Origin of the sequence: Leptolyngbya sp. ST-U4, from assembly GCF_039962215.1 — a bacterium.
Lineage (GTDB): Bacteria > Cyanobacteriota > Cyanobacteriia > Elainellales > Elainellaceae > Leptolyngbya_A.
Genome location: NZ_JAMPKZ010000008.1, coordinates 54,054 through 77,464, shown reverse-complemented (window position 1 = coordinate 77,464; position 23,411 = coordinate 54,054). Strand labels below are relative to the sequence as shown.

Annotated in this window: 17 protein-coding genes and 1 tRNA gene; 9 read left to right on the top strand and 9 right to left on the bottom strand. The window is 50.4% G+C overall.

What is annotated here, in order from left to right; all coding sequences use genetic code 11:
- The first annotated feature begins 49 nt into the window (after positions 1-49).
- The 3 genes from psbZ to NDA02_RS13995 all read left to right on the top strand — a co-directional run bounded on the left by psbZ (position 50) and on the right by NDA02_RS13995 (position 1,080).
- A complete protein-coding gene (psbZ, locus tag NDA02_RS14005) occupies positions 50-238 on the top strand; it encodes a photosystem II reaction center protein PsbZ (RefSeq protein WP_190794172.1) in 189 nt (62 codons plus the stop codon).
- Between the two features lie 118 nt (positions 239-356).
- Positions 357-920 (top strand): 6,7-dimethyl-8-ribityllumazine synthase, encoded by a 564-nt coding sequence (gene ribH, locus NDA02_RS14000; RefSeq protein ID WP_190794173.1) that lies wholly within the window; start codon positions 357-359, stop codon positions 918-920.
- A gap of 88 nt (positions 921-1,008) precedes the next feature.
- Positions 1,009-1,080, top strand: a tRNA-Gly gene (locus tag NDA02_RS13995).
- A 60-nt stretch (positions 1,081-1,140) separates the two neighbouring features.
- On the opposite strand, the gene NDA02_RS13990 is transcribed toward NDA02_RS13995, so the two are convergent.
- Positions 1,141-1,686, bottom strand: coding sequence for an HAD-IIIA family hydrolase (locus tag NDA02_RS13990; RefSeq protein WP_190794174.1), 546 nt, complete (start codon positions 1,684-1,686; stop codon positions 1,141-1,143).
- Between the two features lie 350 nt (positions 1,687-2,036).
- Between NDA02_RS13990 and NDA02_RS13985 the strand changes: the two genes are divergently transcribed.
- Positions 2,037-3,647: an MFS transporter gene (locus NDA02_RS13985; RefSeq protein WP_348255141.1), complete on the top strand. Its 1,611-nt coding sequence runs from the start codon at positions 2,037-2,039 to the stop codon at positions 3,645-3,647.
- On the opposite strand, the gene NDA02_RS13980 is transcribed toward NDA02_RS13985, so the two are convergent.
- From NDA02_RS13980 to NDA02_RS13960, 5 genes are all read right to left on the bottom strand, one after another.
- The gene (locus tag NDA02_RS13980) at positions 3,532-5,775 is read right to left on the bottom strand and encodes a family 1 glycosylhydrolase (protein WP_348255139.1); all 2,244 of its coding nucleotides are present in this window, start codon (positions 5,773-5,775) and stop codon (positions 3,532-3,534) included. The genes NDA02_RS13985 and NDA02_RS13980 overlap by 116 nt on opposite strands.
- A 144-nt stretch (positions 5,776-5,919) precedes the next feature.
- Positions 5,920-6,381 carry a hypothetical protein gene (locus NDA02_RS13975; protein WP_190790078.1) on the bottom strand — a complete coding sequence of 154 codons (462 nt, stop codon included), beginning with the start codon at positions 6,379-6,381 and terminating at the stop codon, positions 5,920-5,922.
- Between the two features lie 198 nt (positions 6,382-6,579).
- Positions 6,580-8,094: a hemerythrin domain-containing protein gene (locus tag NDA02_RS13970; protein ID WP_348246705.1), complete on the bottom strand. Its 1,515-nt coding sequence runs from the start codon at positions 8,092-8,094 to the stop codon at positions 6,580-6,582.
- A 39-nt stretch (positions 8,095-8,133) separates the two neighbouring features.
- Complete coding sequence (locus NDA02_RS13965; protein WP_348246706.1) at positions 8,134-9,432, bottom strand: carbamoylphosphate synthase large subunit; 1,299 nt, start codon at positions 9,430-9,432, stop codon at positions 8,134-8,136.
- A 26-nt stretch (positions 9,433-9,458) separates the two neighbouring features.
- Entirely contained in the window at positions 9,459-10,355 is an 897-nt protein-coding gene (locus tag NDA02_RS13960; protein WP_348246707.1) for an isoaspartyl peptidase/L-asparaginase family protein, read from the bottom strand.
- 469 nt (positions 10,356-10,824) lie between these two features.
- On the opposite strand from NDA02_RS13960, the gene NDA02_RS13955 reads away from it, so the two are divergent.
- The 3 genes from NDA02_RS13955 to NDA02_RS13945 all read left to right on the top strand — a co-directional run bounded on the left by NDA02_RS13955 (position 10,825) and on the right by NDA02_RS13945 (position 15,547).
- Positions 10,825-11,442 (top strand): superoxide dismutase, encoded by a 618-nt coding sequence (locus NDA02_RS13955; RefSeq protein WP_190790852.1) that lies wholly within the window; start codon positions 10,825-10,827, stop codon positions 11,440-11,442.
- A gap of 319 nt (positions 11,443-11,761) precedes the next feature.
- The gene (locus tag NDA02_RS13950) at positions 11,762-14,557 is read left to right on the top strand and encodes a CBS domain-containing protein (RefSeq protein WP_190790851.1); all 2,796 of its coding nucleotides are present in this window, start codon (positions 11,762-11,764) and stop codon (positions 14,555-14,557) included.
- A 96-nt stretch (positions 14,558-14,653) separates the two neighbouring features.
- Positions 14,654-15,547, top strand: a complete 894-nt coding sequence (locus NDA02_RS13945; RefSeq protein ID WP_347277838.1) for a DMT family transporter — start codon at positions 14,654-14,656, stop codon at positions 15,545-15,547.
- 30 nt (positions 15,548-15,577) lie between these two features.
- Here the strand turns inward: NDA02_RS13945 and NDA02_RS13940 are convergent, their stop codons facing one another.
- Positions 15,578-15,844, bottom strand: coding sequence for a hypothetical protein (locus tag NDA02_RS13940; RefSeq protein WP_190790850.1), 267 nt, complete (start codon positions 15,842-15,844; stop codon positions 15,578-15,580).
- 275 nt (positions 15,845-16,119) lie between these two features.
- On the opposite strand from NDA02_RS13940, the gene NDA02_RS13935 reads away from it, so the two are divergent.
- Together NDA02_RS13935 and glmS are read left to right on the top strand one after the other, a co-directional pair.
- Entirely contained in the window at positions 16,120-17,046 is a 927-nt protein-coding gene (locus NDA02_RS13935; RefSeq protein ID WP_190790849.1) for a LysR family transcriptional regulator, read from the top strand.
- A 264-nt stretch (positions 17,047-17,310) separates the two neighbouring features.
- Positions 17,311-19,194 carry a glutamine--fructose-6-phosphate transaminase (isomerizing) gene (gene glmS / locus NDA02_RS13930; protein ID WP_348255137.1) on the top strand — a complete coding sequence of 628 codons (1,884 nt, stop codon included), beginning with the start codon at positions 17,311-17,313 and terminating at the stop codon, positions 19,192-19,194.
- A 420-nt stretch (positions 19,195-19,614) separates the two neighbouring features.
- Here glmS and NDA02_RS13925 read toward each other — a convergent pair whose 3' ends face one another.
- Together NDA02_RS13925 and NDA02_RS13920 are read right to left on the bottom strand one after the other, a co-directional pair.
- On the bottom strand, positions 19,615-20,742 hold the full coding sequence (locus tag NDA02_RS13925) for an ATP-binding protein (RefSeq protein WP_190792604.1): 1,128 nt from the start codon (positions 20,740-20,742) through the stop codon (positions 19,615-19,617).
- Positions 20,743-22,845 carry a histidine kinase dimerization/phosphoacceptor domain -containing protein gene (locus NDA02_RS13920; protein ID WP_348255136.1) on the bottom strand — a complete coding sequence of 701 codons (2,103 nt, stop codon included), beginning with the start codon at positions 22,843-22,845 and terminating at the stop codon, positions 20,743-20,745.
- Positions 22,846-23,411: the final 566 nt, after the last annotated feature.

Genomic DNA, 23,411 nt, shown 5'->3' with positions numbered 1-23,411 from the left:
TCAGGTGCAGTTCTCGCTGTTGACCTGTCGCTGTACTGGGAGGAAAATCATGTCTATTCTGTTTCAACTTGCCCTCGCTGCCCTCGTGGTGATGTCGTTTGTGATGGTAATTGGCGTTCCGGTCGCCTATGCCTCGCCCCGCAACTGGGAGCAATCTAAGCGGCTGATTCTGCTGGGTTCTGGAGTGTGGCTGCTGCTAGTGCTTTTAGTGGGCGGCTTAAACTACTTTGTGGTTTAGTGGTTTAGCCTAGAAGAAGGCGTTTTGTGCAGGGCGATCGGATTGGAACCGCTCTGATGCAAAGAACCTGTTCACCCCAATTGTTTATACCAGTTGGGTAAAGCTCACGGAAGTTGTTATGGCTGTTTTTGAGGGCACGTTTACCGATACTGCCGCTCTGCGTTTCGCGATCGTCATTGGTCGATTTAATGACCTAGTGACCGGGAAATTGCTGGAGGGCTGCCAGGATTGTCTTAAGCGTCATGGGATCGATGCCGATCCTCATGGGACTCAGGTTGACTACTTTTGGGTTCCGGGCTGCTTTGAGATTCCGCTTATGGCACGTCAACTTGCAATTTCCCATCAATACGATGCCATTATCTGCATTGGCGCAGTGATTCGCGGCTCTACGCCCCACTTTGACTATGTGGCTGCCGAAGTGTCCAAAGGAATTGCTGCTGCCGGATTCCAGACTGGCGTTCCGGTAATTTTCGGCGTATTGACGACCGACACCATGCAGCAGGCACTCGAACGGGCAGGCATCAAGAGCAACAAAGGCTGGGATTATGCAATGGGGGCGATCGAGATGGCAACCCTGATGCGTCAGGTTCGCAGCCTCAACGCTGACCCCAGCGGCAGTCTTCCAGGCAGCAGCGCAGCCCTTCCCGCGACGCTCAAGAACATTACCGCTTCGGCTGAATAGCAGATTGATGTCGCTCCGGTCTCAAAAAACTGTTCAGAAAACCTTGACAAAACCTCAGTTTTTTGAGACATTAGTAAATGTGCTTGATGCGGGTATAGCTCAGTGGTAGAGCGCAACCTTGCCAAGGTTGATGTCGCGCGTTCGAATCGCGTTACCCGCTTACTCAATCCTCAATCAATATTGCTTAATCAATCGCTCTTGATTGATGTTAATGAATATCTTAATTAATAAGAGTTTTTGGGATGAAAGCATTTTTGTGGCTTGCTCCCTGCTGCTCTCTCCACTCCCCTGCCCATTGGAACTGCACTCTGGCGCGACGAGCGGCAATTTCATCTTCTGGACGATCGCCCACATAATAGGTTTTTTCAGGCGTTTGCTTGTGCCGCGCCATTGCCAAATTCAGCATTCCTGCGCCCGGTTTGCGGTACTGCCCTGACCACTGACTTCTGCTGTGGTTATAAACATTGTGGCGAGTCACTCGAAAACACTTTTTGCCGCCGAAGTCTGGACAGAAGTAAATCTCTTTTAGCCGTGGAAAGAGTTCTAGCGTGTATTGCTGTTCTGCGATGCATTGCTGTATTGATTTGTGTCCTGCCGCAACCCCGCCTTGATTGGTAATCCCAACCATAATCCATTCATCGGAATAAGAACGAAGCGCATCTTCAACCCCTGCGATCGCCTGCTGATCTTGGGAATGCTGGAAGTACTGCTCTCCACTGAGCGATTGCCGGATTGTGCCGTCAAGGTCTAGCAGGAGTAGGGACATCGTTCTGCATCAGGGAAGGATAGTATCTGCATCTTAGGCTGGGGCTAGCTCCCTTCCCTCCTGCTAATGGCATGACGGCTGAAACGATCGCTGCCCCTTTAGAAGGAATGATTGATCTAATCGTGACAGCACTTAAAGAACAATAGGCAAAAAACAATATGAATTAGGAAGAGTGTCCATGAGTGATTGAATAGAGAAGTTGTCAACAGAAGTACACTCCGGTGACGGATTATCTACAGGATGTGGCTTCTGCTTCGCCACAGGAGAGGTTAGAGCCGGAGCTGGCGTTGGACACGCGCTACACCGTGTCGAGAAACACTGTGTCAACAAACCAAGTGCCAACAAACTAAGTGCTAACCAAAATTTCAAAAGATGAAATTCGCTCTAGTCTCCGCGCTTCAACGCTGGACGGCATTTTTGCAACGCTTTTTTCTAGCGTGACTGGCGGAGTGCTGATTAGTAATTTTCTCGTCGAGCTGAAGGCAACGCCGCTTCAGATTGGGATGCTGGCTTCGATGCCAATGGTGGCAAATCTCTTGCAGCCCCTTGGGGCTTATTTATCAGATTGCACCACGAGCCGTCGTCGCTATAGTCTCTGGGTTTACGGCTTTTCCCGCTTGCTGTGGCTGCCGCTGGCGATCGTCATCCTGATTTCTAGCCGACATCCTAACCAGTTGCAGCCGATGATTTTCGCGACGTTGGTGGTGATGCTGATTACGCATTTGATAAATGCAATCGGCAGTGCTTCCTGGCTGTCTTGGTTGGCGACACTGGTTCCCCGACAGTTGCGCGGACGGTATTTCGGCTTGCGGAATAGTGCCTTTAGCCTGACCGGTTTGATTGCCCTGCCGCTGCTGGGTGTGGTTGTCTCGCGCTGGACGGGGGGCAGCATTCAGGGATTTGGCGTGATGATGATTGTGGCAGTTGTTGCAGGAGTCATTAGCCTGGGCTTTCAGTCGCGCATGGTCGATGTAAATCCACAGGCGAATATTGGCTCTCAGGCAAATATTGGTTCTCAGGAAAACATTAGTTTTCAGGGAAATATCAATCCGCAGGCAAATGGTTCTGGCCCGGCAGTCTCTCAACCCGAAAATGCGGTGATTTGCGATCGCGCTCAAGAGGAAACTGTGGAGCTTTGTCCTGGAATGCAGGAGATCGAGGAGAGCCAGACGAGCCACCCGGTCGCCAGTTTGCCTCAGACAGCTGACCCCAGCCTTTTCTACAAACTATTCCACAACTCTCATTACGGGCTATTCCTGCTCTACTTCGGCTTGTGGGCATTTGGGATTAACCTCAGTAATCCCTTTTTTAATCTGTATTTACTGAATGATCTGGCTCTGGATTTGAGCTGGGTCACGCTCTACAACGGGATAGGAGCAGGCGCGAATCTGCTGATGCTTCTTCAGTGGGGTAGGCTGGCAGACCGGATTGGCAATCGATCGATTCTGCTGCTGAATGGGCTGCTGGTTGCGGTGACGCCGCTGTTCTGGCTGGGGACGGGTGCAAATTCACACTCGCTCTGGCTCTGGTTTCCGCTTCTGCATCTTTTAGGCGGTGGGACGGGGGCGGCGATCGACCTGTGCATCAACAATCTGCAATTTGCGATCGTTCCGGTGCAGCACCAAACCAAGTATTTTGCAACCACGGCGGCGATCGGGGGTGTGGCGGGGGCAATGGGGGCGTTAGCAGGGGGCTGGCTGGCGCAATCTAGCAATGCAGGTAACATCACAGAACTATTTGCGCTTTCCAGCATTTTCCGGCTCGTTGCGCTGCTGCCGCTGGCCTGGCTCCAGGAACCTCAGCGGCAATCGCTCAGAAACACCCTGCAACGCTGGTCTACCCCGTTCAGGCTGAAACGCGCTCTTTCAGATATCGCCCGATCGCCTGATCGAGATCCGGCAACAGCACCCCTCGTTCACTTGTCAACGCACTGTAAATCGGACGAGGCGCAACCCAGTTGAGTTCTTTAGCAGGACGGGCATCAATGCGAGTGTGATCGAGTCCTGCAAGCCTGGCAGCTTCCCGCGCAAGGTCTGCCCAAGCGATCGCCCCCTCGTTTGCCAGATGCCACAGCCCAAATTCGCCATCAATCAGCAAGTCCAGCGTCACGTTGACCAGATCGGGCACATAGGTAGGCGAAACGATCGCATCCGATGCGGCAATAAACGGTTGTCCGGCTGCCAGGGTGCGAAGGGCGATCGTCAAGAAGTTATAGGCATCCCAGGGGCTAAAGAAGGCACTGGTGCGAATCACTAGAGAATTGGGATGGGCAGCTAGAACCTGCTGTTCCGCGATCGCCTTACTCCGTCCGTAAACGTTAAGCGGCGCGACTTGCTGACTTTCCGTATAGGGTTCAGCGCGGTTGCCGTCAAATACCAAATCCGAGGAAAATTTCACCATTGCAATGCCGCGATCGGCACAGGCTTCCGCTAGAATCGTTGCCCCTTCGGCGTTGACGCGATGGCACAGGTGCGGTTCCCGCTCGGCATCATCGACTCGCACGTATCCTGCTGCATTCACGATCGCCCACGGCTGCAATTCCTTCAACGCTTGCGCTACCGAAGTAGAGTCTGTAATATCCATCTCCTGACGAGACAGCAGGTGATAGGGAATGCCGCGAATTTCACAAAGGCGAGCAAAGGCTTGTCCCAGGGTACCCGTCGCGCCCGTAATGAGCAGTGGCGGCGTGGAAGCGGCAGCAGAATCTTTTCCAATCCGCCTCATCTCGACTGAGCGACAAACCGCCCCTGATTCTGTATCAATCCATCCGCCTGATTTTTGTGAATAGCTAACAGGTGGGTAGAGTAACCGCTGCGATCGCTGCCACCATCCGGGGAGATCCAGTAACGGGTGGGTATATTCCTGCCCTGTGGCGATCGATTGCACCATTTTAGCGATCGCTGTCGGACGGGGCACCGCCGATCGGACATCAAATACACCCGGCTCGTAAAATCCATCGTCGCGAGTCACCAGGCTATTCCAGTCGTAAGTTCCCAGCAGCGACCAGACTGTGACGGCTCGAAAGTCTACCCCTTCATTTCGTACTGCCTGAGCCACCTGCCAGATTTCTTTCAGCCAGCGCAACTGCTCCTCGCGGGTACAGCCCAAATGGGCTTCAGTAATGGCGATCGGCTGCCCATAGCGTTGCCAGACTTCCTTCAGCAGAGCCGCGTGATCGTAAATGCCATCGGCACAGACCCACACCGCTTCCACATCGGCGTATTGATGCTTGCCATTGCCGCCCCGCGTATGTTCGGGATAGCGTTCCATTCGTTCATCAATAAACCGATCGCCGCACACATAACGATTAATGCCGATAATATCGGGCGGACAGGAATTGTCTTCAAACCACAGCAGTTCGTCTGCCTCAACGCCTGCCCCCAGCAGATAGCTCCACAGGGGATGGTCAGGATTGACGCGCCCGCACAGCAAATCGAGCGACAGCCAGCGGCGATCGTTCTCAAGCTGTGCCTGGTATGTCAGCAGAGGCGTGCTAAAGGTTTTGCCCAGATCTTCGGTTTGTACGAGCTGTGCCCGCGGATTAATTTCTCGAATTGCCTGCATGGAAAGCACCGTGGCACGGCACTCGTGAATCAATGCTTTGGCAAACATCAGGTCATCGCGCTCATGCGGATACCAGTGACCATACAGCCCGCTAAATCTGGCAGTCGTTAACGGCTCATTCACAGGCGTGTAATGGCTCAGCCAGGGATATCGCTCGGCAACCGCCCGCGCATATTCTGCCAGCTTTTCTGGAAATGCCGGATCGATCAGGCTGGTATCGCGAGGACCGCTGCCGTGATGCACTAATCCGGCGATCGGACAAATGCCCAACTCATCCAGCATTTTCAGCCGCTCATCTGCCCATGACCAATCTGCCTGTTCTACCCCATTCGGCGCAATGCGTTCCCACAGGATCGGATAGCGGATCATTTCCACACCCAGCGCGGCGAATCGTTTCAGATCCTCAATTCGATTGGCGTGTCCATTCCATTCCATTTGGTCAAAATATCGATCGCCAATTCGATTCACCGTACATTCCAGTCCAGCCCACACGGCTGGCGGGGACATCTTTTGCGTTGAATTCATCGACTTCCTCACTTTGTTCTACTGCGTCAGCTTGTTCTATTGCGTCAACTTGTTCTACTGCATCAATACTTTGTTCAATGCTGCGTAAGCTACTGTGTTCGATCACGTCGTGATGCACTGCCGCGCTGAATGTTCAACCCATCTCTAACGCACTTCCTGAATCAATAAAACTGTCCAAGTGGAGATGAAAAGCAGGGGTAAGACGATCGCAGGCATTTGGGCTAAACGACGAGTCAGCGTTGTACCTTGGATTGGCGGATAATGCTCGGTTGTATCATCCTGCGGATAGGTTTGAAACAGGTTCCGTAATTCAGCCATATAAACCAGGGAAACCAGAATTCCGACATAAATCAGAATGCTTGTGATTAAAGAAATGCCAGGAACGATCCAGAGCAAGAGTTGATGTAACTCTGCATAGCCGCCATTCTCTGGGTCAGGCGGTGAAGTTAAAAGTGTCGCGAACCCGCTAAAGAAGAATGACTGTGAAAGAATGAGCCAGTTTACCCGCTGACTCATCGAGTCATCTTCATTGCTGATTTGCTCATGGATCAATTGGTAAAAATCAGCCGTAGGCAGCGGTTTAGATAAGTCGATCGATTTGGACATTTATTGATTTACAACTAATTGATTTAGAGGTTAAAGATCGATGATCGAAATCCGAACAGCCCCCAATTCCAGGGAAACTGAGCCAGCCTTCCCTAAGTTTCAAAGTTCGCCAAAGTTGGGGAATTTAGAGGGAAATGCAGCCCCTCGAACACTCCTCAAACTCACTTCCGCCATCGATCGCCTGCTATGTGATTCTGACTACTCTAAAACTCCATTCGTTGGAACATCTTGTTTCGCCTGGGAATCGAAGTAGAGGAACAGAACAAATAAGATTGCAAAGGTCAAATCAAACACACCGGACAGCAGATAAAACGGATGAAGACTGCCGATCAAAGTATGATAAGCAAGCAATCCAAAAACGCTAAATTGGGCGAAAATCCCGAGTTTGACAATGCCGCGATTTTGCGTAACGTCCTGGCTCACCCACCAATAACCAATGCCGATGATGAAAACGAAGCCATAGAAGAGCTGCGAGTATTCGAGATTGACGAGTGGTTCTGTATTCAAAAATTCTCGTACCCATCGATCGCCTATCAGAAACAAAACGGCTTCAACCCAGTTGATCACAGCCTTCGTTTGAAACACAAGCTTCCACGGAATTCTATGATTCATATAAACAAACCAGGGTTTTGTGTTGCCACCACCTCTGCTCTGACTCATCTGCGGCTCTAATACAGGGATAGCTCTATGGTGTTCCTGCTCCTGTTCCTGTAACTGACTTTTAGCGGCTTTGAAATCCGTCGCCAATTGTTTCTGCTGATCGTTACTGAGATACTGTTTAATGCGGGGAAAGATATCATTCTCCTCTTGATCGACATGACCTCGAACCGCAAGCCTCACCTGTTCAATTCGTGTTTTAAAGCTGGGGTCGGCAGGATCGATTTGCTTGACCTCATCCAGCAGCTTGATCGCATCATCGGTTTGATCAACAATTTCCTGCATCTGCTCGTAGTAGGGGCTGAGAGCCGGATAGAAAACCTGTTCTTCAGCTAAGCCGTGAACCTTGACATCCCGATAAAGCTGCCCAAAATACTCCTGAATTTTTTGTGGATCATCACTTCCTAAAATTTCGGCAAACAGAATATCTGCCTTGCTGTGATCCATCAAAAGCAGATCGCGGAGGCTCATCTCATCATCCGATCGCGTCACCACACTGCCCACGATGCCTGTGAAAGCTGCAACCGCATCTTCGCCTCTTGCCAATAGTCCCTGAGCCGGATCTTGTCCAGTCAGTTCACGCACCCCCAGCACTTCTAAGATTCCTTTGAGCCGTTCTTGATGAGCGCGGTTTTCAAAGTTGATGGCATGTAAGGGCGCGATCGCTGCTTCAATATCAGCCCCAACTACCTGTGCTGCTTTGTGAATGATCAGTCCTGCCATCGTCTGCTGATGCTTCAGCAATTCATGCTGCAAAACTTTCTCAGACAGGGTTAATTCAGTATCTTCTATCAAGTGTTGGGTGTTCTCAAGACTTTGCTCAACCGTTTCCTTTAACTCACCCGGAACCCCATACTGAACGATGACCGTTTCCAGAATGCCCAGGTTCTTTTCATCCTGTTTTAGCATTTCCTGCAACTCATGATGAATCTCATCATCTTCGATCGCATTCAGGAGTAGCTGATCGTTGTGAATTAGCAGATTTTGCAATGCTTTCATCTCTGCTAACTGCATGGCGATTGCTATTCGTTTTGTATCGTCGATCGCTGCCGTCATTTTGGGTTGCCTTCCAATTGTTTATCAGCGGTTTATTATTTAGCCTGTTAAATGCAATCCTTTTTGGTGCAAACTCTGCTCAACCTGCTGCATCTCCTCTACGGTTTCTCCAGTGACAATGCCGTAAATTTCGGTGTAGATTTTTCCATATTTCACTTTTTCCAGAGCCGAGAGAATCAAGAAATCTCTGCGATCGAGATGCAACTTGAGCGTTGTCAGAATGGAGTCAAGCGTTCCTTCCATGCGATAATCGCTGGAGTATTTTGCGATTGTTTTATTCAGCTTCAATAGCTGATGCCGCTGGAGACAAAGAGGTGTAGAACCATTGATGCGGAAGTTAGCATCGATCGCGTAAAGTTCGCCGTTCCGATTCTCTAATACATCAAAACCAATGACTCCAAAGTATCCTTGCTGATGGGCATATTTTCCAACTGCCGCAATCATCGAGGAAAACTTGCTCAAATCATTGGTGTAGTCAATCACGCCTCCCAAGTATGTCCCTTCAGAGCTGACAAGCTGCTGAGTTACGCCAATTAACGTGATTTCTCCAGCTTTATTAACGTAAAACTGTACACAGTAATTATTTACTTCATGCTTAACAAAATCGGAAACAATAATTGTTTCGAGCAGTTTAATTTTGAGATACTTCTCTAATTCTTCCAGGCAGTAGTTCAGGTCACTCTGAGTACGGATGATATAAGTTCCCTCACCGGAAAGACCATGCGACGTCTTGATTAAGTAGGGGAATTGGGAAGGGAGCGGAATTTGATCAAGACGAACTTCACTTAACTGATAAGTTTGATAAGTAGGGCAGGGCACTCCTAATTGGGAAAGCGTTGCTTTACTGAGCAAGCGGTAATGAATTTCTGGATCAACAGCGTGTCTTTCGGGCAGCAGGTGATCAAAGGGAAAGAGGGTAATGACGCGATCGATTTGGTTACTTTGCAGTTGCCCAGAGGAGTCATTACCCTGACTGAGATCATCCAGATATGTTGAGCAATCCAGCTTCTCTGCTTGTAAATCGCGAAAGCCAAAATGCTCGCGCCAATAGTGGATCAGTGTGTTACTAGGTGGACTGATGACCACACCGCGCAGCCCGTGCCCCAACACTGCTAAATTCTTCCAGGGTTCTTTCTGGCAAATCTTATCGAAGGATGTTTTGGTTGATTCGCCGCTGCCATCTTGCAGAAAGTATTTTTGCGTGTTTGGATAAGCTGCCCAGCTTGCTGTCGCTGGGTAGTTCAAAATCAGCGCGTAGTTTCCGTTGCTAATGTCTTGAGCAAACAAATCAGAAAGTGAATTGCCCTGAAAAAACTGGAAGGAGGTTTGAGAAGCCATAGCGGGGAGGGGGTTAAACAGAGGAGTTAAACAACTGTGAACTTTTGATCCTGACGGGTAAAAAAGGCAGGCTGCTTTAGCTCATCGGACATATAGGCAACTGCCATTTCAGATGAGTTATGTGCCCAGCCAACTTGTCCCTCTCGATCGATCAAAATACAGCCTGCTTCTCCCGCCACTCGATCGATTAGGGTGTCGATCGCATGTTGCGCTGCATCATCGGGATGCTTTCCGGCAACCAAGGCATCGATCGCGGTTTTTGCCAGTACGACTGGAATAATCGACTCACCATCTCCTGTCGTCGAACAAGCTCCAGAGCGGTTATCGGCATACAAGCCGCAGCCGACTAATGCAGTATCGCCGACTCGCCCCTGAGGTTGCCCAGTGGTTCCGCCTGTGGAAGTTCCGGCGACCAGATTCCCATTGACATCTAACGCGACACAGCCCACCGTATTGGGGCGGTCTAAAACCTCAAGTTCCTCTTTCCACTCCTGATACTGTTCTTCACTGACCAAATCTTCTTTAGCACACACTTCTAGCCCGTGTTCTAGCGCAAACCGTTCCCCGCTTCGTGCCACGAGAAATCGGGATTTTTCCTTCATAATCTTGTGAGCAACAGAAATCGGATGGCGAACGCCCTGGACAGCTGCGACGGCTCCCCAGTCTAGTGTTGCCCCGTCCATGATTGCGGCATCGACTTCAACTTCGCCTTCACTGTTCATCGTCGAACCGAAGCCCGCATTAAACGTCTGATCCGTTTCAAGGACACGAATCGCTGCCTCAACCGCTGCGGCTGCACTGCCTCCGGTACGTAACACCTCCCAGCCCGCCTCAACTGCCGCTAAGCATCCCGCTTGATTTGCTGCCACCTTATCTTCTGTAATTGTTTTTGCTCCACCATGAACGATGATGACTGGTTTCATACTTTTTCTTTTCCTCACACAGTATTTTTTAGAGGATTTTTTTAGAGGATATTTGCGGCAAAAAATTACGCCGCTTTGAGCCTTGAAAGCACGTCCAGCTTTCCAATTTTGGAGACTTAAGACAGAGCAGTAATAATCATCCCGAAGCATACCAGCTTGATTTTCTAAGGCATCTCTATCCCAAGAGTCACCTAAGACAATTAGAGGAATGAGATCCGATAACGCAAGTTTGTAATCGGCTGTTTTAGCTTCTGAGCAGCCTGGCTTTGGAGCGAGCCTGTATCCTCTTAGCGTTGAATCCGATCGATCTAAAGCGATACAGCGACAGCAACTTTTCCGCTATATCCTTCCGCCTCTTTACTGGTTTTGATAGAAATTTCTGTTGAAAATTGGTTTTGATAGTTTTCTCTTTCAAAAGATTCGTTAGAATAATCTGTAGAAACAGTTGAGAGAATAATAAGGATTCACTATGGCATTTGAAGTCCCCGCACTGCCCTATAACTTCGACGCGCTCGAACCCTACATCGACGCTCAGACCATGCAGATCCACCACGACCTGCATCACGGCGCATACGTTAAGAACCTGAATACGGCGACCGAATCCCACTCTGACCTGCAAAGCAAGAGCATTGAAGAACTAATTCGCGATCTCAATACTGTTCCAGAAGCCGTTCGGACTGCCGTTCGCAACAATGGCGGCGGACACCTCAACCACACGATTTTTTGGACGCTGATGGCTCCTAATGCAGGCGGTGAACCGACTGGGGCGATCGCAGAAGCAATCAATGACACCTTTGGCAGCTTTGAAACCTTTAAAGAGCGGTTCAACGATTCTGGCGTGAAGCGGTTTGGTAGCGGCTTTGTTTGGCTGGTGCGCTCTAGCGACGGCAAACTCGAAATCGTCAGCACCCCCAACCAGGACAACCCGATCACCGATGGTCACTACCCGATCATGGGCAACGATGTTTGGGAACACGCCTATTACCTCAAGTACCAGAACCGCCGCCCCGAATATCTGAAGCAGTGGTGGAACACGGTGAACTGGGAAGAAGTTAATCGCCGTTTCGCACAGTGTTCTGCTGGTTAATGATTCGCAAATGGCATGACGATCAGGGAGACGATCGCTGGATTGCCTTAAGAAACAGGTGCGATCGTTCATCCTCAGCTTTGTGCAGCGTTAGGCGGCAGAGTTAGGCTGCTCACTTGCCTATTCATTACACCCCTTTCACACCCCTTTAATTAAGTCGTTTAATTAAATCGTTTAGGGCGAAGCAGGTGCGATCGAGTTTTCCATTGAATTGGGGAGGCTCTTTCGCATTGCTTCGTCTTTTCAGGTTGTTTGGTCAAAAGCGGGGAGACGATCGCTAAAGTAAAGAAATCGTTTTGCCATTATTTCTACAGTGACTATGGATATCATCCTCTGTCATACCACGGCTGACTTTGACACCCTGGGCGCGGCGATCGGCTTAACGCGGCTGCATCCGGGAGCGCGAGTTGTGTTGACGGGGGGAAGTCATCCCACAGTGCATGATTTTTTGGCGTTGCATCGGGATGAATATGCGCTGATTGAGCGACGATCGGTAAATGCTGATCAGATTCGATCGCTGATTGTAGTGGATACGCAGTGGCGCGATCGGTTGGGCAAGGCGGCGGAATGGCTGGATTTGCCGGGAATTAAAGTTACGGTGTACGACCATCATCCCGATGGAGATATTGCGGCAGACGAAATGTGTGTGGAGGCGATCGGGTCAGCCACCACGCTGATCGTGGAGCAGCTTCAGGCGGCACAAATCACGCTGACTCCGGCAGAAGCAACCGTGATGGCGTTGGGCATTCATGTGGATACGGGGTCGCTCACGTTTGATCATTCGACTGTGCGAGATGCAGCAGCGTTGACCTGGCTGATGGCTCAGGGCGCAAACCTGCGATCGATCGGGGAATATGTAGAGCCAGGATTATCTCCAGAGCTGCAAGAGCTGTTGACGATCGCCCTGGAGCAAATGCAGACGGAAACCATTCGCGGCAATTCGATCGCCTGGGTGCTGCTGCCCGTGGGAGGTCATGTGGTGGGGCTGTCGAATCTAGCATCGCGGCTGCTGACCCTGACCGAGGCGGATGTGCTGCTGCTGGCGACGCGCTTTAGTTTAGGAGACGGTACGGAAGAACGGTTGACGGTCATCGGACGCTCGCGAGGTGGACTGGGATTAGACGAATTGAATCTGGGTGAGCTGTTCCAGCCCTGGGGGGGCGGTGGACATTCGCGGGCAGCATCGTTATCCCTGAGGGCGGCTGATCCGGAAAGCGAGTTTCAGCAGATTGTTGATCGCTTGACGCAGCAGATTCCCCAGCCGCCAACGGCACGAGAAATGATGTCTTCTCCGGTTCGCACGATTCGCCCAGAAACGACGATCGAGGAAGCACAGCGAATTTTGTTGCGGTACGGTCATGCGGGGCTATCAGTGGTGGATGCGGAAGGGCAGTTGGTTGGCATTATTTCTCGACGGGATATTGACATTGCACTGCATCACGGCTTCAGCCATGCTCCGGTGAAAGGCTACATGACGACGAATCTAAAGACGATCGCCCCCGATGCCTCGCTGCCGGAAATCGAATCGCTGATGACCACCTTTGATATCGGTCGATTGCCTGTGCTGGAGGACGGACAGCTTGTTGGCATGGTGACACGAACCGATGTGCTGCGCCAGCTTCATCAGGATAGGCAGTATCAGGGCAGGCAAAACCAGGCAAGGCAAACGGTACGCGATGCGAAAAAACCCTCACTGCGTCAAGCTTGCCTCCTTCCAGAAGTTGTGCAGGGAATGTTCCGAAGTCGCCTGATTCCAGCTTTGTGGAATGTGCTGATGCAGGCAGCAACACTGGCAGAGCAGCGCGGTTGGCAGCTCTATGTGGTGGGCGGTGCAGTGCGCGATATGCTGCTGTCCCAGAGCGGTGAACCCCATTTGTATGACATTGATTTAGTGGTAGATGGCTTTCATCGATCGGCAGACCAGGCAGCAGGAGTCGAGCTAGCACGAGCATTGCAGGAAAGCTACCCGCAAACGAAGCTGCAAATCCACGGACGATTTCAGACTGCAGCCCTCCTCTGGCACAACGATCCCGAACTTGGCTCGCTCTGGGTGGACATCGCTACGGCTCGCACCGAGTTTTATCCCTATCCGGCGGCAAACCCTGAAGTCGAGGCAAGCTCAATCCGGCAGGATTTATATCGGCGCGATTTCACGATTAACGCGATGGCAATCCGGTTGACTACCCCCCGACGCGGCGAACTGCTCGACTTTTTTGGCGGTGTGATTGACCTGGAAGCAAAGCAAATCCGTGTCCTCCATGCCAATAGCTTTATCGAAGACCCAACGCGCATCTATCGCGCAGTGCGTTTTGCCACGCGACTTGGATTTCAGATCGAACCGCAAACTGAAGGTTACATTCGCCATGCGATCGCCAGCGGGGTTTATGACCGAATCCAGCTCGAAATGGAGAAAACCCCCGCACTGCAAACCCGCCTGAAGCAAGAGTTGAAATACATTCTGGAAGCTTCCTATTGGAAACGGGCGATCGCGCTTTTAGATCATCTGGGCGCAATTTGCTGTATCCATCCTGAGCTGAAACTCACCGATTCCCTCTGGTACCAGCTCCGTTTTGCCGATCGCTGGCTGAAACAATTTGCCCCTTCCAAAACCTTTTCTCACTGGCAAATTTTGCTCGAAGTCATGCTGCTGCACCTGCTACCCGCAGCCCGAGTCAAAGTCGCAACGCATTTTCAGCTTCCTGCCGGCAGCCTCGATCGACTAGGACAGTTTGACGATCGACAAAAATGGGTAAATGAGCAATTGCCTGAATGCGATGCGAAGCACTTCCCTTCTGGGACAACCCGTCTTAGTAAGGTTTATCGGCTGCTGCAACCCTTGGATTTTGAGACGCTGACGCTGCTAGCAATCACCAGTTCTCGCGCAATTCGACGACGTATTTGGCAATACCTCACTAAGGATTCGGCGATCGAACCTTTGCTCAACGGCAACGATCTCAAACAGCTTGGCTTCAAACCCGGACGGCAGTATAAGGAGATTTTAGAAACGGTTTTTGATGCAACGTTGGATGGAGTGGTGCGCGATCGAGCCGAGGCAGTGCGGTTTGTTGAGGAACAGTTTGAAAAGGGAGAGCGGTACAGCAAAGAGACGCATTGAGCACGATCGCTCACTCCAGGCTTTGCAATTGCCAATTCCGAATTCCAAATTATTTACACGGCAGAATGGAAAGGTTGACTCGGACGCTGAGAACCTGTGAATTGGATTGAGACTTATAAGGGTGAAATCGCCGGATTGGGGGCTGCGCTGATCTGGGCGATCGCTTCCTCGATTTATGTGGGGTTGGGGAAACAGATGCCGCCCCTAATTTTGAACTTTACGAAGAGTGGGATTGCGATCGGCTTTATTTTGCTGACGCTGCTGCTGCGGGGCGATGTGCCTGACTTGAGCGGGATGAGTGTCTTGCTGCTGGGGTTGAGCGGGGCGATCGGAATTGGGTTGGGCGATACCGCGTTTTTTGCCAGTTTGAATGCGCTGGGGGCAAGACGATCGCTCTTATTTGAGGCGTTGTCGCCTTCGATGGCAGCAATTTTGGCAGGGTTATTCCTTAGCGAACAGCTAGGGCTGCAAACCTGGATCGGAATTGCCTTAACCCTGGGAGGGGTTGCCTGGGTCGTGGTGGAACGCACACCCAATGAGCCGCGAGATCGATCGCACCGCTGGTTGGGGATTGGCTTCGGATTACTGGCGGCACTGGGTCAGGCAGGCGGAGCCGTTTTGTCCAGAGCAGCGTTAGCCGGAACCACAGTCAGCCCACTCTGGAGTACGCTGATTCGTCTTGCAGCAGGTGTGCTAATTTTGCTAGTCTGGATGGTGGCAAAGCGTCAGCCCCTCCGAGTTTTCCAGCCGCTTCGATCGCCCCGCTTCCTGGCTATCCTGGCACTCACCGCGTTTAGCGGCACGTATCTGGCAATCTGGCTCCAGCAAACTGCCCTCAAATTCACTGCCACGGGCATTGCTCAGGCTCTCACCTCGACCAGTCCGCTGTTTGTGATTCCGATCGCTTTCTGGGCAGGAGAACGAGTGAGTTTAAGGGCAATTTTAGGAGCGACGATCGCCTTAGCAGGAATTTGGTTGCTGTTCGATTAAAAGAGAGCCAATCAAAATTAAGTCGGATTTTCATCTGCGATAGCGTTCTTCGAGCCAGATCCGAACTTCGTTTGCGCTCCCGAAGGTGAGTGATTGATGGGTCGTCGGGTCGTAGACGCTCCAGTAATGTTCACCCGATCGATCGCGCTTCAGCGTAATTTGCGGTTCAGAATAACCGAGACAATATTGCACAAATCGATCCCAGATCCGCTTGAGGCGTCCATTTTGCCAGGTTTGCGGCGATCGTGGATTAACGAGGGGGGAGGATTGCTGAATCGGATTGAAATCAGTTCTCATACCATGACTCCCGGATGCGAAGGGTGAATCAGACGGTTTGCAGGCAGATTACTTCTTTGGTCATGCTCGTGCTGGAGCACGATGAGTAAATTGAATGGCGGAATAAACTCCATCGCCGTAACAAAATTTCATCTGATAGCCCCACTTTAAGTAGCTGCAACGATGAAATCAAAAAGCGCACTGCATCGTTTCCATGAAAAAAATTCATGTTTACCTCTGGAGTCTCCTGAGAATTTAAGCGACAATCTGGGAAGTGCAGGGAAGAGGTGGACGCGATGAATCTTGAAGGCATTAAGCTATCGCAACTGCGGGCACTGGCTACGATCGCCAAGTATGGCAACTTCAGTGAGGCGGCTTTTCAGCTTGGTGTGTCTCAATCCGCCATCAGTCATGCAATCGCGGCGTTAGAAGCTGAATTAGGCGTGGTGCTGCTGTCGCGGGGGCGACATGGGGCTTCGCTAACTCCCGTAGGCGAACGCATTTTGACGCATACTCATACCATGCTGGATAATCTGGAGGCGATCGGCAAAGAAGCAAACCTCGCGAAGGGGCTTCAGGGCGGTCATCTACGAATTGCATCATTTCGGAGTGCGGCGACTCACGTGCTGCCCGGCGTGATTGCAGAGTTTCAGAAGCGGTTTCCGGGCGTGAGTATTACGATTCGCGAATGTCGTTTCGGCGTTTCCGTTGCTCAAGCCCTGCGGCAGGGTCAGGCAGACCTGGGCATTACCATTTTGCCGACGACCGATGAATTTGAATCCTGGGAACTGCTGCGCGATGAGTATCTGGTTCTGTTTCCCCCCAGCTGCAAGCTCAAAGACTCCCTCACCTGGCAGGATCTGTACAGGCTGCCCTTAATTTTGCCTTCGTCGCAGGACGAGTGCCGCATCCTGATTGATGCTCACTTCGATCGCTTTCAGCAGCCCTTAAAACCCACCTACGAAGTAACGGAAGATTCGACCGCTGTGGGCATGGTCAGCCAAGGCTTGGGCATTACGATTATGGGACGATTAGCCGCCGAGCCACTGCCACCCCATGTTCAGGTGAGAAGTCTGCCCGTGAAACTAGAGCGAATTATCGGCGCAGCAATCTTGGCAGAAGGGTTACATTCTCCGGCGGTTTATGCGTTTCTTGACAGTTTGAAAGCATCAGGGTCAGTTCAGCCCGGCTCTGCCTTGTCTGATTTAAGCGCCGTTGTTTAGCGTTCAGCGATCGCCTAATCACAATCTCGTCAGACTAACCTCACTTCACAAAACCCAAAACAAACCCATTAATCCCATCTCCTCCAGGGAGGGAAGTCCGCAGGGCAGGGTGGGGCAAACCTTCGCGATCGAGCCAAGCTCCACCTTTCTGGAATCACCTTTCTGGAATCACCAGATCGACTGCTGTATATCCAGGTGCGTGAACAATAATTGCCCCCATTAAAATAAATCCATCCACTTTAGCCTGAAGAGGAGCGTCAGCCCATGTGTGGAATTGTTGGCTACATCGGAACTCAAGCAGCAAGCGGTATTTTGCTCGAAGGGTTACGCAAGCTGGAGTATCGCGGCTATGACTCCGCGGGAATTGCCACCATCTGGGAAGGCGAAATTCACTGTGTCCGGGCGAAGGGCAAACTGCAAAATCTGCAAGACAAGTTAGAAGGCTTACATATTCCCGCACAGGTCGGCATTGGACACACGCGCTGGGCAACCCACGGCAAGCCGGAGGAATACAACGCCCATCCCCACATGGATACGGTAAAGCGATTGGCAGTCGTGCAAAATGGCATTATTGAAAACTATCGCGAACTGCGCGAACACCTGAAGGCAAAGGGACACGAGTTTCGATCGGATACCGACACCGAAGTGATTCCCCACCTGATTGCCGATTATCTGGCAGAACTCTCTACCAGCCCCAATCCCTTACTCGAAGCGGCACGCCTGGCAGTGAATGACCTTCAGGGCGCGTTTGCGCTGGCGATCGTTTCAGCCGACTATCCCGATGAACTCCTTGCAGTGCGGCAGCAGGCTCCTTTGGCGATCGGGTTTGGGCAGGGCGAATTCTTTTGTGCGTCGGATACTCCGGCTCTGGTGACGCATACTCGCGCTGTGCTGACGCTGGAAAATGGCGAACTGGCAAGGCTGACCCCGCTGGGCGTAGAAGTGTATGACTTTGCCGGGCATCGACTCAAGAAAACGCCGCGAATGCTGGACATGAACCCGATTCAGGTGGAAAAGCAGGGCTTCCGGCATTTCATGGTGAAGGAAATCTATGAACAGCCGGGTGTGGTGAGAACTTCGTTGGAAGCCTATCTGGATAGTGGGTGGACAGCCGCTAGTTCTACTTCCCCAATTCGCTTGAATCTGCCGGATGAGTTTTATGCGGATATTGAGCAAATCCAGATCGTTGCCTGCGGTACAAGCTGGCACGCCGGACTGGTGGGTAAGTATTTGCTAGAACAGCTTGCCGAAATCCCCACACAGGTGCAGTATGCCTCTGAGTTTCGCTACGCACCGCCCCCACTCACGCCCCATACGCTAACGATCGGTGTGACCCAATCCGGCGAAACCGCAGACACCCTTTCTGCCCTGGAAATGGACAAGCGACGCAGAACCGATCTCGATCGCAAATTTCAGTCCCGCATCCTGGGTATCACGAACCGCACCGACAGCACTTTGGGACATTTAGCAAATCATCTGATCGACACTCGCGCCGGAATCGAAATTGGTGTGGCAGCAACCAAAACTTTTACTGCGCAACTCGTCGCCTTCTACTGTCTGGCGTTAGAGTTTGCCTATCGGCGCAAAACCGTTCCGCTCGATCGCCTGGAGCAAATCATTACCGGGCTGCGCCAGCTTCCCTCAGAAATGGAGCTAATTCTTGAAAGCCAGGAACGCTACATCGAAGAACTCGCCCACGATTTCGCCGAAACCCAGGACTTTATCTTTTTAGGACGGGGCATCAACTTCCCGATCGCCCTCGAAGGCGCACTCAAACTCAAAGAAATCAGCTACATCCACGCCGAAGGCTACCCCGCAGGCGAAATGAAACACGGTCCGATCGCGTTACTGGATGCAAAAGTGCCTGTGGTGGCGATTGCCATGCCGGGAGCGGTGTATGAGAAAGTGATTTCTAACGCTCAAGAAGCGAAAGCTCGTGATGCGCGTTTAATTGGTGTGACACCGATGAATGATGCTCATGCGGCGGAAGTGTTTGATGATATTCTGCCCGTGCCTTCGGTCGAGGAACTGCTTTCTCCAATTCTGACGGTCATTCCACTACAATTCCTGGCGTATCATATTGCGTCGCGCCGAGGCTTAGATGTGGATCAGCCGCGTAATTTGGCGAAGTCAGTGACAGTTGAATAGTTTAACGAAGCTGTTCTAACGAAGCTGTTCTCGATGTTTGTATGCAAACAATAAAGTCTTGAACTCGCGCGTAAAGTTCTAAACTCGTGCGTAAAGTCTTAAACTAACTGTCACACTGAAGGAAGGTTGTGGCAGTTAGCTTGTCTATATGGAGAATGTTCTAACCTAGAAGATGAGAAAAACGGTGGCTTGTCCCTTGTGTACGCAATCAGCCCATCAAGTTCGTTTGCCATTCAGATATTTTTTGCGACGCAACACTGTGGCTACATTAGCCTAATTGAGACAGTCCCAATTAAGACAGTGAAGCTGTTCCTATAGTAGATATTACAAACATTATAAATATCACAAACATTGCTAAGCCCGACTACCGTTGTCAGTCGAGAGTTTTTTGTTGGCAGTCTTGCGCCTTGTCATTCCTGTTTAACTCGGTGCAGTTCTTTCCAGTTGGCTATTTAGCGGCTGGAACAGCTTAACAACAAAGGTTGTTCCTTCGCCCACTTCACTCTCTACATCAATTTGCCCGCCATGCAAGTCTAAGCAATGTTTTACGATGGTTAGCCCTAGCCCAGTTCCAGGAATTTTGCCCACATTGTTTGCTCGTTGAAAAGGTTCAAACAAATGCTTTTGAGCATCAGAAGGAATTCCAATTCCCATATCTCGAACTTGTAAGGTGACTTGTTCTTCATGACAGGAAAGGTCAAAATAGACGGGGCGATCTTGGGGAGAGTATTTAATTGCGTTTGAAATTAAATTCGTGAGAATGTGCCTGAGGAGTTTTTGATCCAGACAAGCATTCTCGCAGTGCCCCTGACTGTTGAAAAGGATGCGGTGCTTTGAACCTGTGCTAAATTGGATTTCCTCGACTAGTCTTCGACAGAAGCGATCTAAATTTAAAGAGGCTGGCTTAAACTTCAAGCTTCCACCTGCGGCTTGACCAACAGATAATAAATCATCCAACAATTGATTCATCGATCGAACCGATTGTTGAATTATGTATAAAAACTCGCGTCGTCTTTCTTCGGTTAAATTATGATTTTCCTGCTCCAGCAATTGGGCACAGCCCAGAATTGAGGTCATCGGACCTCGAAGTTCATGAGCTGCCATTGACCAAAACCGAGATTTTAGCTCACTCAACTCTTTCTCTTTTTCTAGAGCGACGCGAATCGCAGTTTCTGACAATTTCCGGCGGAGGGCAACTTCGACTGCAACATGCAAGTCCCGCTCATCAAACGGCTTCACGATATATCCAAAGGGGTCTGTCACTTTGGCTCGTTGCAATGTGGCTTCATCAGCATAAGCCGTTAAATAAATGACAGGCGTATCAAAATCGGCTCGAATTTGCTCTGCCGCTTCGATGCCATCCATTTGACCTTTAAGTCGGACATCCATTAAAACTAACTCTGGTCGTAATTCCGCGACCTTTTCAACTGCTTCTTCTCCAGAGGCGACTGATGCAGGTACACTGTACCCCAACTTTTTCAATCGCTTCTCGATATCACGGGCAACAACTCTTTCATCCTCAACGACTAAAATCCTTTCATTAGCCATTTATTGTTCCCTTCCTATACTTTCTAATTCTGAAAATGTAATTCTAAAGGTCGTTCCTGTTCCTTCTGTTCGATCGAGTTCTATAGTGCCTTCGAGTTGTTCAGTAAAGACGCAGACAAGTTCCAAGCCGAGTGATTCTGTGTTACGGAAGTCTAGCTCTAACGGAAAGCCAATTCCATTATCCTGAACAGTTAATATGAATCGATTGTCAGAAGTGGGGGAAATTTCAATAAGGATTTCATTTTCTGAGGTTGGCGTAGGAAAAGCATGTTTTAAGGTATTGGAAACTAATTCATTGATGATTAATCCACAGGGAATGGCTGTATCAATATTGAGCCAAACGCCTGCTGCCTCAGCTCGTAGCGTTGCTGCTTGCGAATTTGCCGTATAGGACCGAAGCAGATTATTCGCCAAGTCACGAATATATTCATCAAAGTTGATTTTGAGTAAATCACTCGATTGATGCAGTTTTTCATGAATCAGCGCCATTGAACGAATTCGATTTTGGCTGTCCTTGAACAGTGCAAGTACCCTTTCGTCCCTGATGTAGTCCGATTGAAGTCTCAAGACACTTGAAATCACCTGTAGATTATTTTTGACCCGATGGTGGATTTCTTTCAATAGGGCTTCTTTTTCCTTCAATGACAGTTTTAGCTGCTCCTCGGTTCGCTTGCGTTCTTTCAGTTCGTTCTGGACTTGCTGATACAGCTCAGATTGTTGAATCGCGATCGCCATATGAATTGCGAGTTGCTTCAATAAATCAACTTCAAACGATCGCCATTGTCTGGGGCCAGAGCAGTGATAGGCACATAATAATCCCCACAAGTGTTCTCCTTGCAGGATCGGGACAACCAGGCTTGCTCGTATATCGTATAGGACCAGAATGTCAATATGACACTGAGTTAAACCAGCTGTATAAATATCCTCACAAACCTGAGTCCGTCCATTCTTATAAGCTTGGGCATAGTTTTGCCCAAAGCACTTATCCTGGATGCTGCTATTGAGTGCAGGCCTCCAACCGTCTTCGACTGACTCGACCACGACGGTGCCACTCCAGTCTGGATGGAACTGGTAGATAATCACTCGATCTGCTTTGAGAAATTGCCGGACTTCCTCGACACTCCGCTGCAGGATGTCATTAAGATTCAGGGACTCTCGGATGTGGAGTGCCATCGCGGCTAGAATCTGGCTGCATTGCAGCTGTTCCAGCAAGCCTACCGGATTTTCTAGCAGATGAAGAGCCAATTCTGAACCCTGTTCTTGAGCCAATTCACCGCTTGATGCCTCAAACTGCTCGATCGATCGCTGCAGTTGTTCCGCAGCGTCATACATCTCATTAAGAGCCAGAACCTCTAGAAAACTTGTGGGTGAGACAACGCCTAAAAGTTCTCCCTGGGGTCCGTATACCCCAAACCGCTGCACTTTTGCTTGCTGCATCTTCCAGTAAGCAACTAATATCGACTCTGAGGATGGGAAGTGCAGGAATGGGCTGCTCATCACTGTCTGAGCTTGTATCTGCGATAAATCTAGCCCTAATGTCCAAAGCTGAAGCACATGCCGCTCTAAAAGTAATCCCACAGGGTGGGAATTATCCTGCGTATCATCTGCTGCTGTCAGCACGACACAATCCGCTTCACGATCAAGCATTAATTGAGCTAACTGGAGAACTGATGTAGCTGCAGGTGCTTGAACGATCGGCAGAGAAACAATTTCTGCTAACTGCTTTAATTTCAGTAGTTCATCTAGTTGTAAGACACAGCGGAGACTCGCCGGGGTGATGATACCGAGCCACTGCTCCTGCTCATCCACAACAGGAAGATGATAAATCTGATGCTGACGGAGCTGAGCGAGGGCAGTAAAAACGTTTTGATCTTCAGTTTGGGTCAAGGCGATGACTGGTTGACGCACAACGTCAGCAACTTTCACTGCCGTTAAATCTCGCCCTGAAACAATCGCCTGTAGGGCGTCTCTCTCTCCGAATACCCCCAGGAGCCGTACCCCTTCTACAATCAGAATGCCACTTGCTCGCGCTTCGCTCATCAGTACGGTATTGAGCGAGAGTTCTAAACCCGGAAGAACACAGCTGCTCTGCGCTTTGCTCATCATCCTAATCGCGCTGCCCAGGGACGCATCAGGAGCTATGGTCAACGGGCGTCGATCAATTGCAGAATCTAAAGATAAGGAAGGGGCTGATGAATTTTGCGGATGCATGAATCAGTGTTTTTAGCAGCAGGGCTTTAACAAGAGGTTTTATTCGGCAGTAGTTAAGTTAACGTAACTTAACTCAAAATGATGAATTGAGCTAATTCCTATACAAACTATAAGTCATGAATCATAAACTTCTTCTTGGCATGTGGCATTGCTGAACCGGAGTAGGATTAGCCCCCCTAGCCTTCCAAAGTTGGAGGGAACTGGTGCTCAAAGCCCCCCTCGCTCTGGGTGTCGTGCTCCGAGGACTCCGTAGCCCTTTACCCTCTTACCCTTGTGCCCTCTGCCCTTTTTTCTCTTCCCTCTGGCGCGAAGTGCCTCAAAATTTTTTCTAAACATCAGCCACCCGTATGCTTCGCAGTTCCCCAAAGGGGTAATTGCCCCTTCCCCACGCTCCTCTCCCTCCTTCCCTTCTCTCGCTTCACCACAGGCGGTTGTGAAATGCCACCTCTCAAGGACTC

Coding starts and splice junctions, on each gene's coding strand:
- psbZ (WP_190794172.1), top strand. CDS start 50: ATGTCTATTCTGTTTCAACTTGCCCTCGCTGCCCTCGTGGTGATGTCG.
- ribH (WP_190794173.1), top strand. CDS start 357: ATGGCTGTTTTTGAGGGCACGTTTACCGATACTGCCGCTCTGCGTTTC.
- NDA02_RS13990 (WP_190794174.1), bottom strand. CDS start 1,686: ATGTCCCTACTCCTGCTAGACCTTGACGGCACAATCCGGCAATCGCTC.
- NDA02_RS13980 (WP_348255139.1), bottom strand. CDS start 5,775: ATGAATTCAACGCAAAAGATGTCCCCGCCAGCCGTGTGGGCTGGACTG.
- NDA02_RS13975 (WP_190790078.1), bottom strand. CDS start 6,381: ATGTCCAAATCGATCGACTTATCTAAACCGCTGCCTACGGCTGATTTT.
- NDA02_RS13970 (WP_348246705.1), bottom strand. CDS start 8,094: ATGACGGCAGCGATCGACGATACAAAACGAATAGCAATCGCCATGCAG.
- NDA02_RS13965 (WP_348246706.1), bottom strand. CDS start 9,432: ATGGCTTCTCAAACCTCCTTCCAGTTTTTTCAGGGCAATTCACTTTCT.
- NDA02_RS13960 (WP_348246707.1), bottom strand. CDS start 10,355: ATGAAACCAGTCATCATCGTTCATGGTGGAGCAAAAACAATTACAGAA.
- NDA02_RS13955 (WP_190790852.1), top strand. CDS start 10,825: ATGGCATTTGAAGTCCCCGCACTGCCCTATAACTTCGACGCGCTCGAA.
- NDA02_RS13950 (WP_190790851.1), top strand. CDS start 11,762: ATGGATATCATCCTCTGTCATACCACGGCTGACTTTGACACCCTGGGC.
- NDA02_RS13940 (WP_190790850.1), bottom strand. CDS start 15,844: ATGAGAACTGATTTCAATCCGATTCAGCAATCCTCCCCCCTCGTTAAT.
- NDA02_RS13935 (WP_190790849.1), top strand. CDS start 16,120: ATGAATCTTGAAGGCATTAAGCTATCGCAACTGCGGGCACTGGCTACG.
- glmS (WP_348255137.1), top strand. CDS start 17,311: ATGTGTGGAATTGTTGGCTACATCGGAACTCAAGCAGCAAGCGGTATT.
- NDA02_RS13925 (WP_190792604.1), bottom strand. CDS start 20,742: ATGGCTAATGAAAGGATTTTAGTCGTTGAGGATGAAAGAGTTGTTGCC.
- NDA02_RS13920 (WP_348255136.1), bottom strand. CDS start 22,845: ATGAGCAAAGCGCAGAGCAGCTGTGTTCTTCCGGGTTTAGAACTCTCG.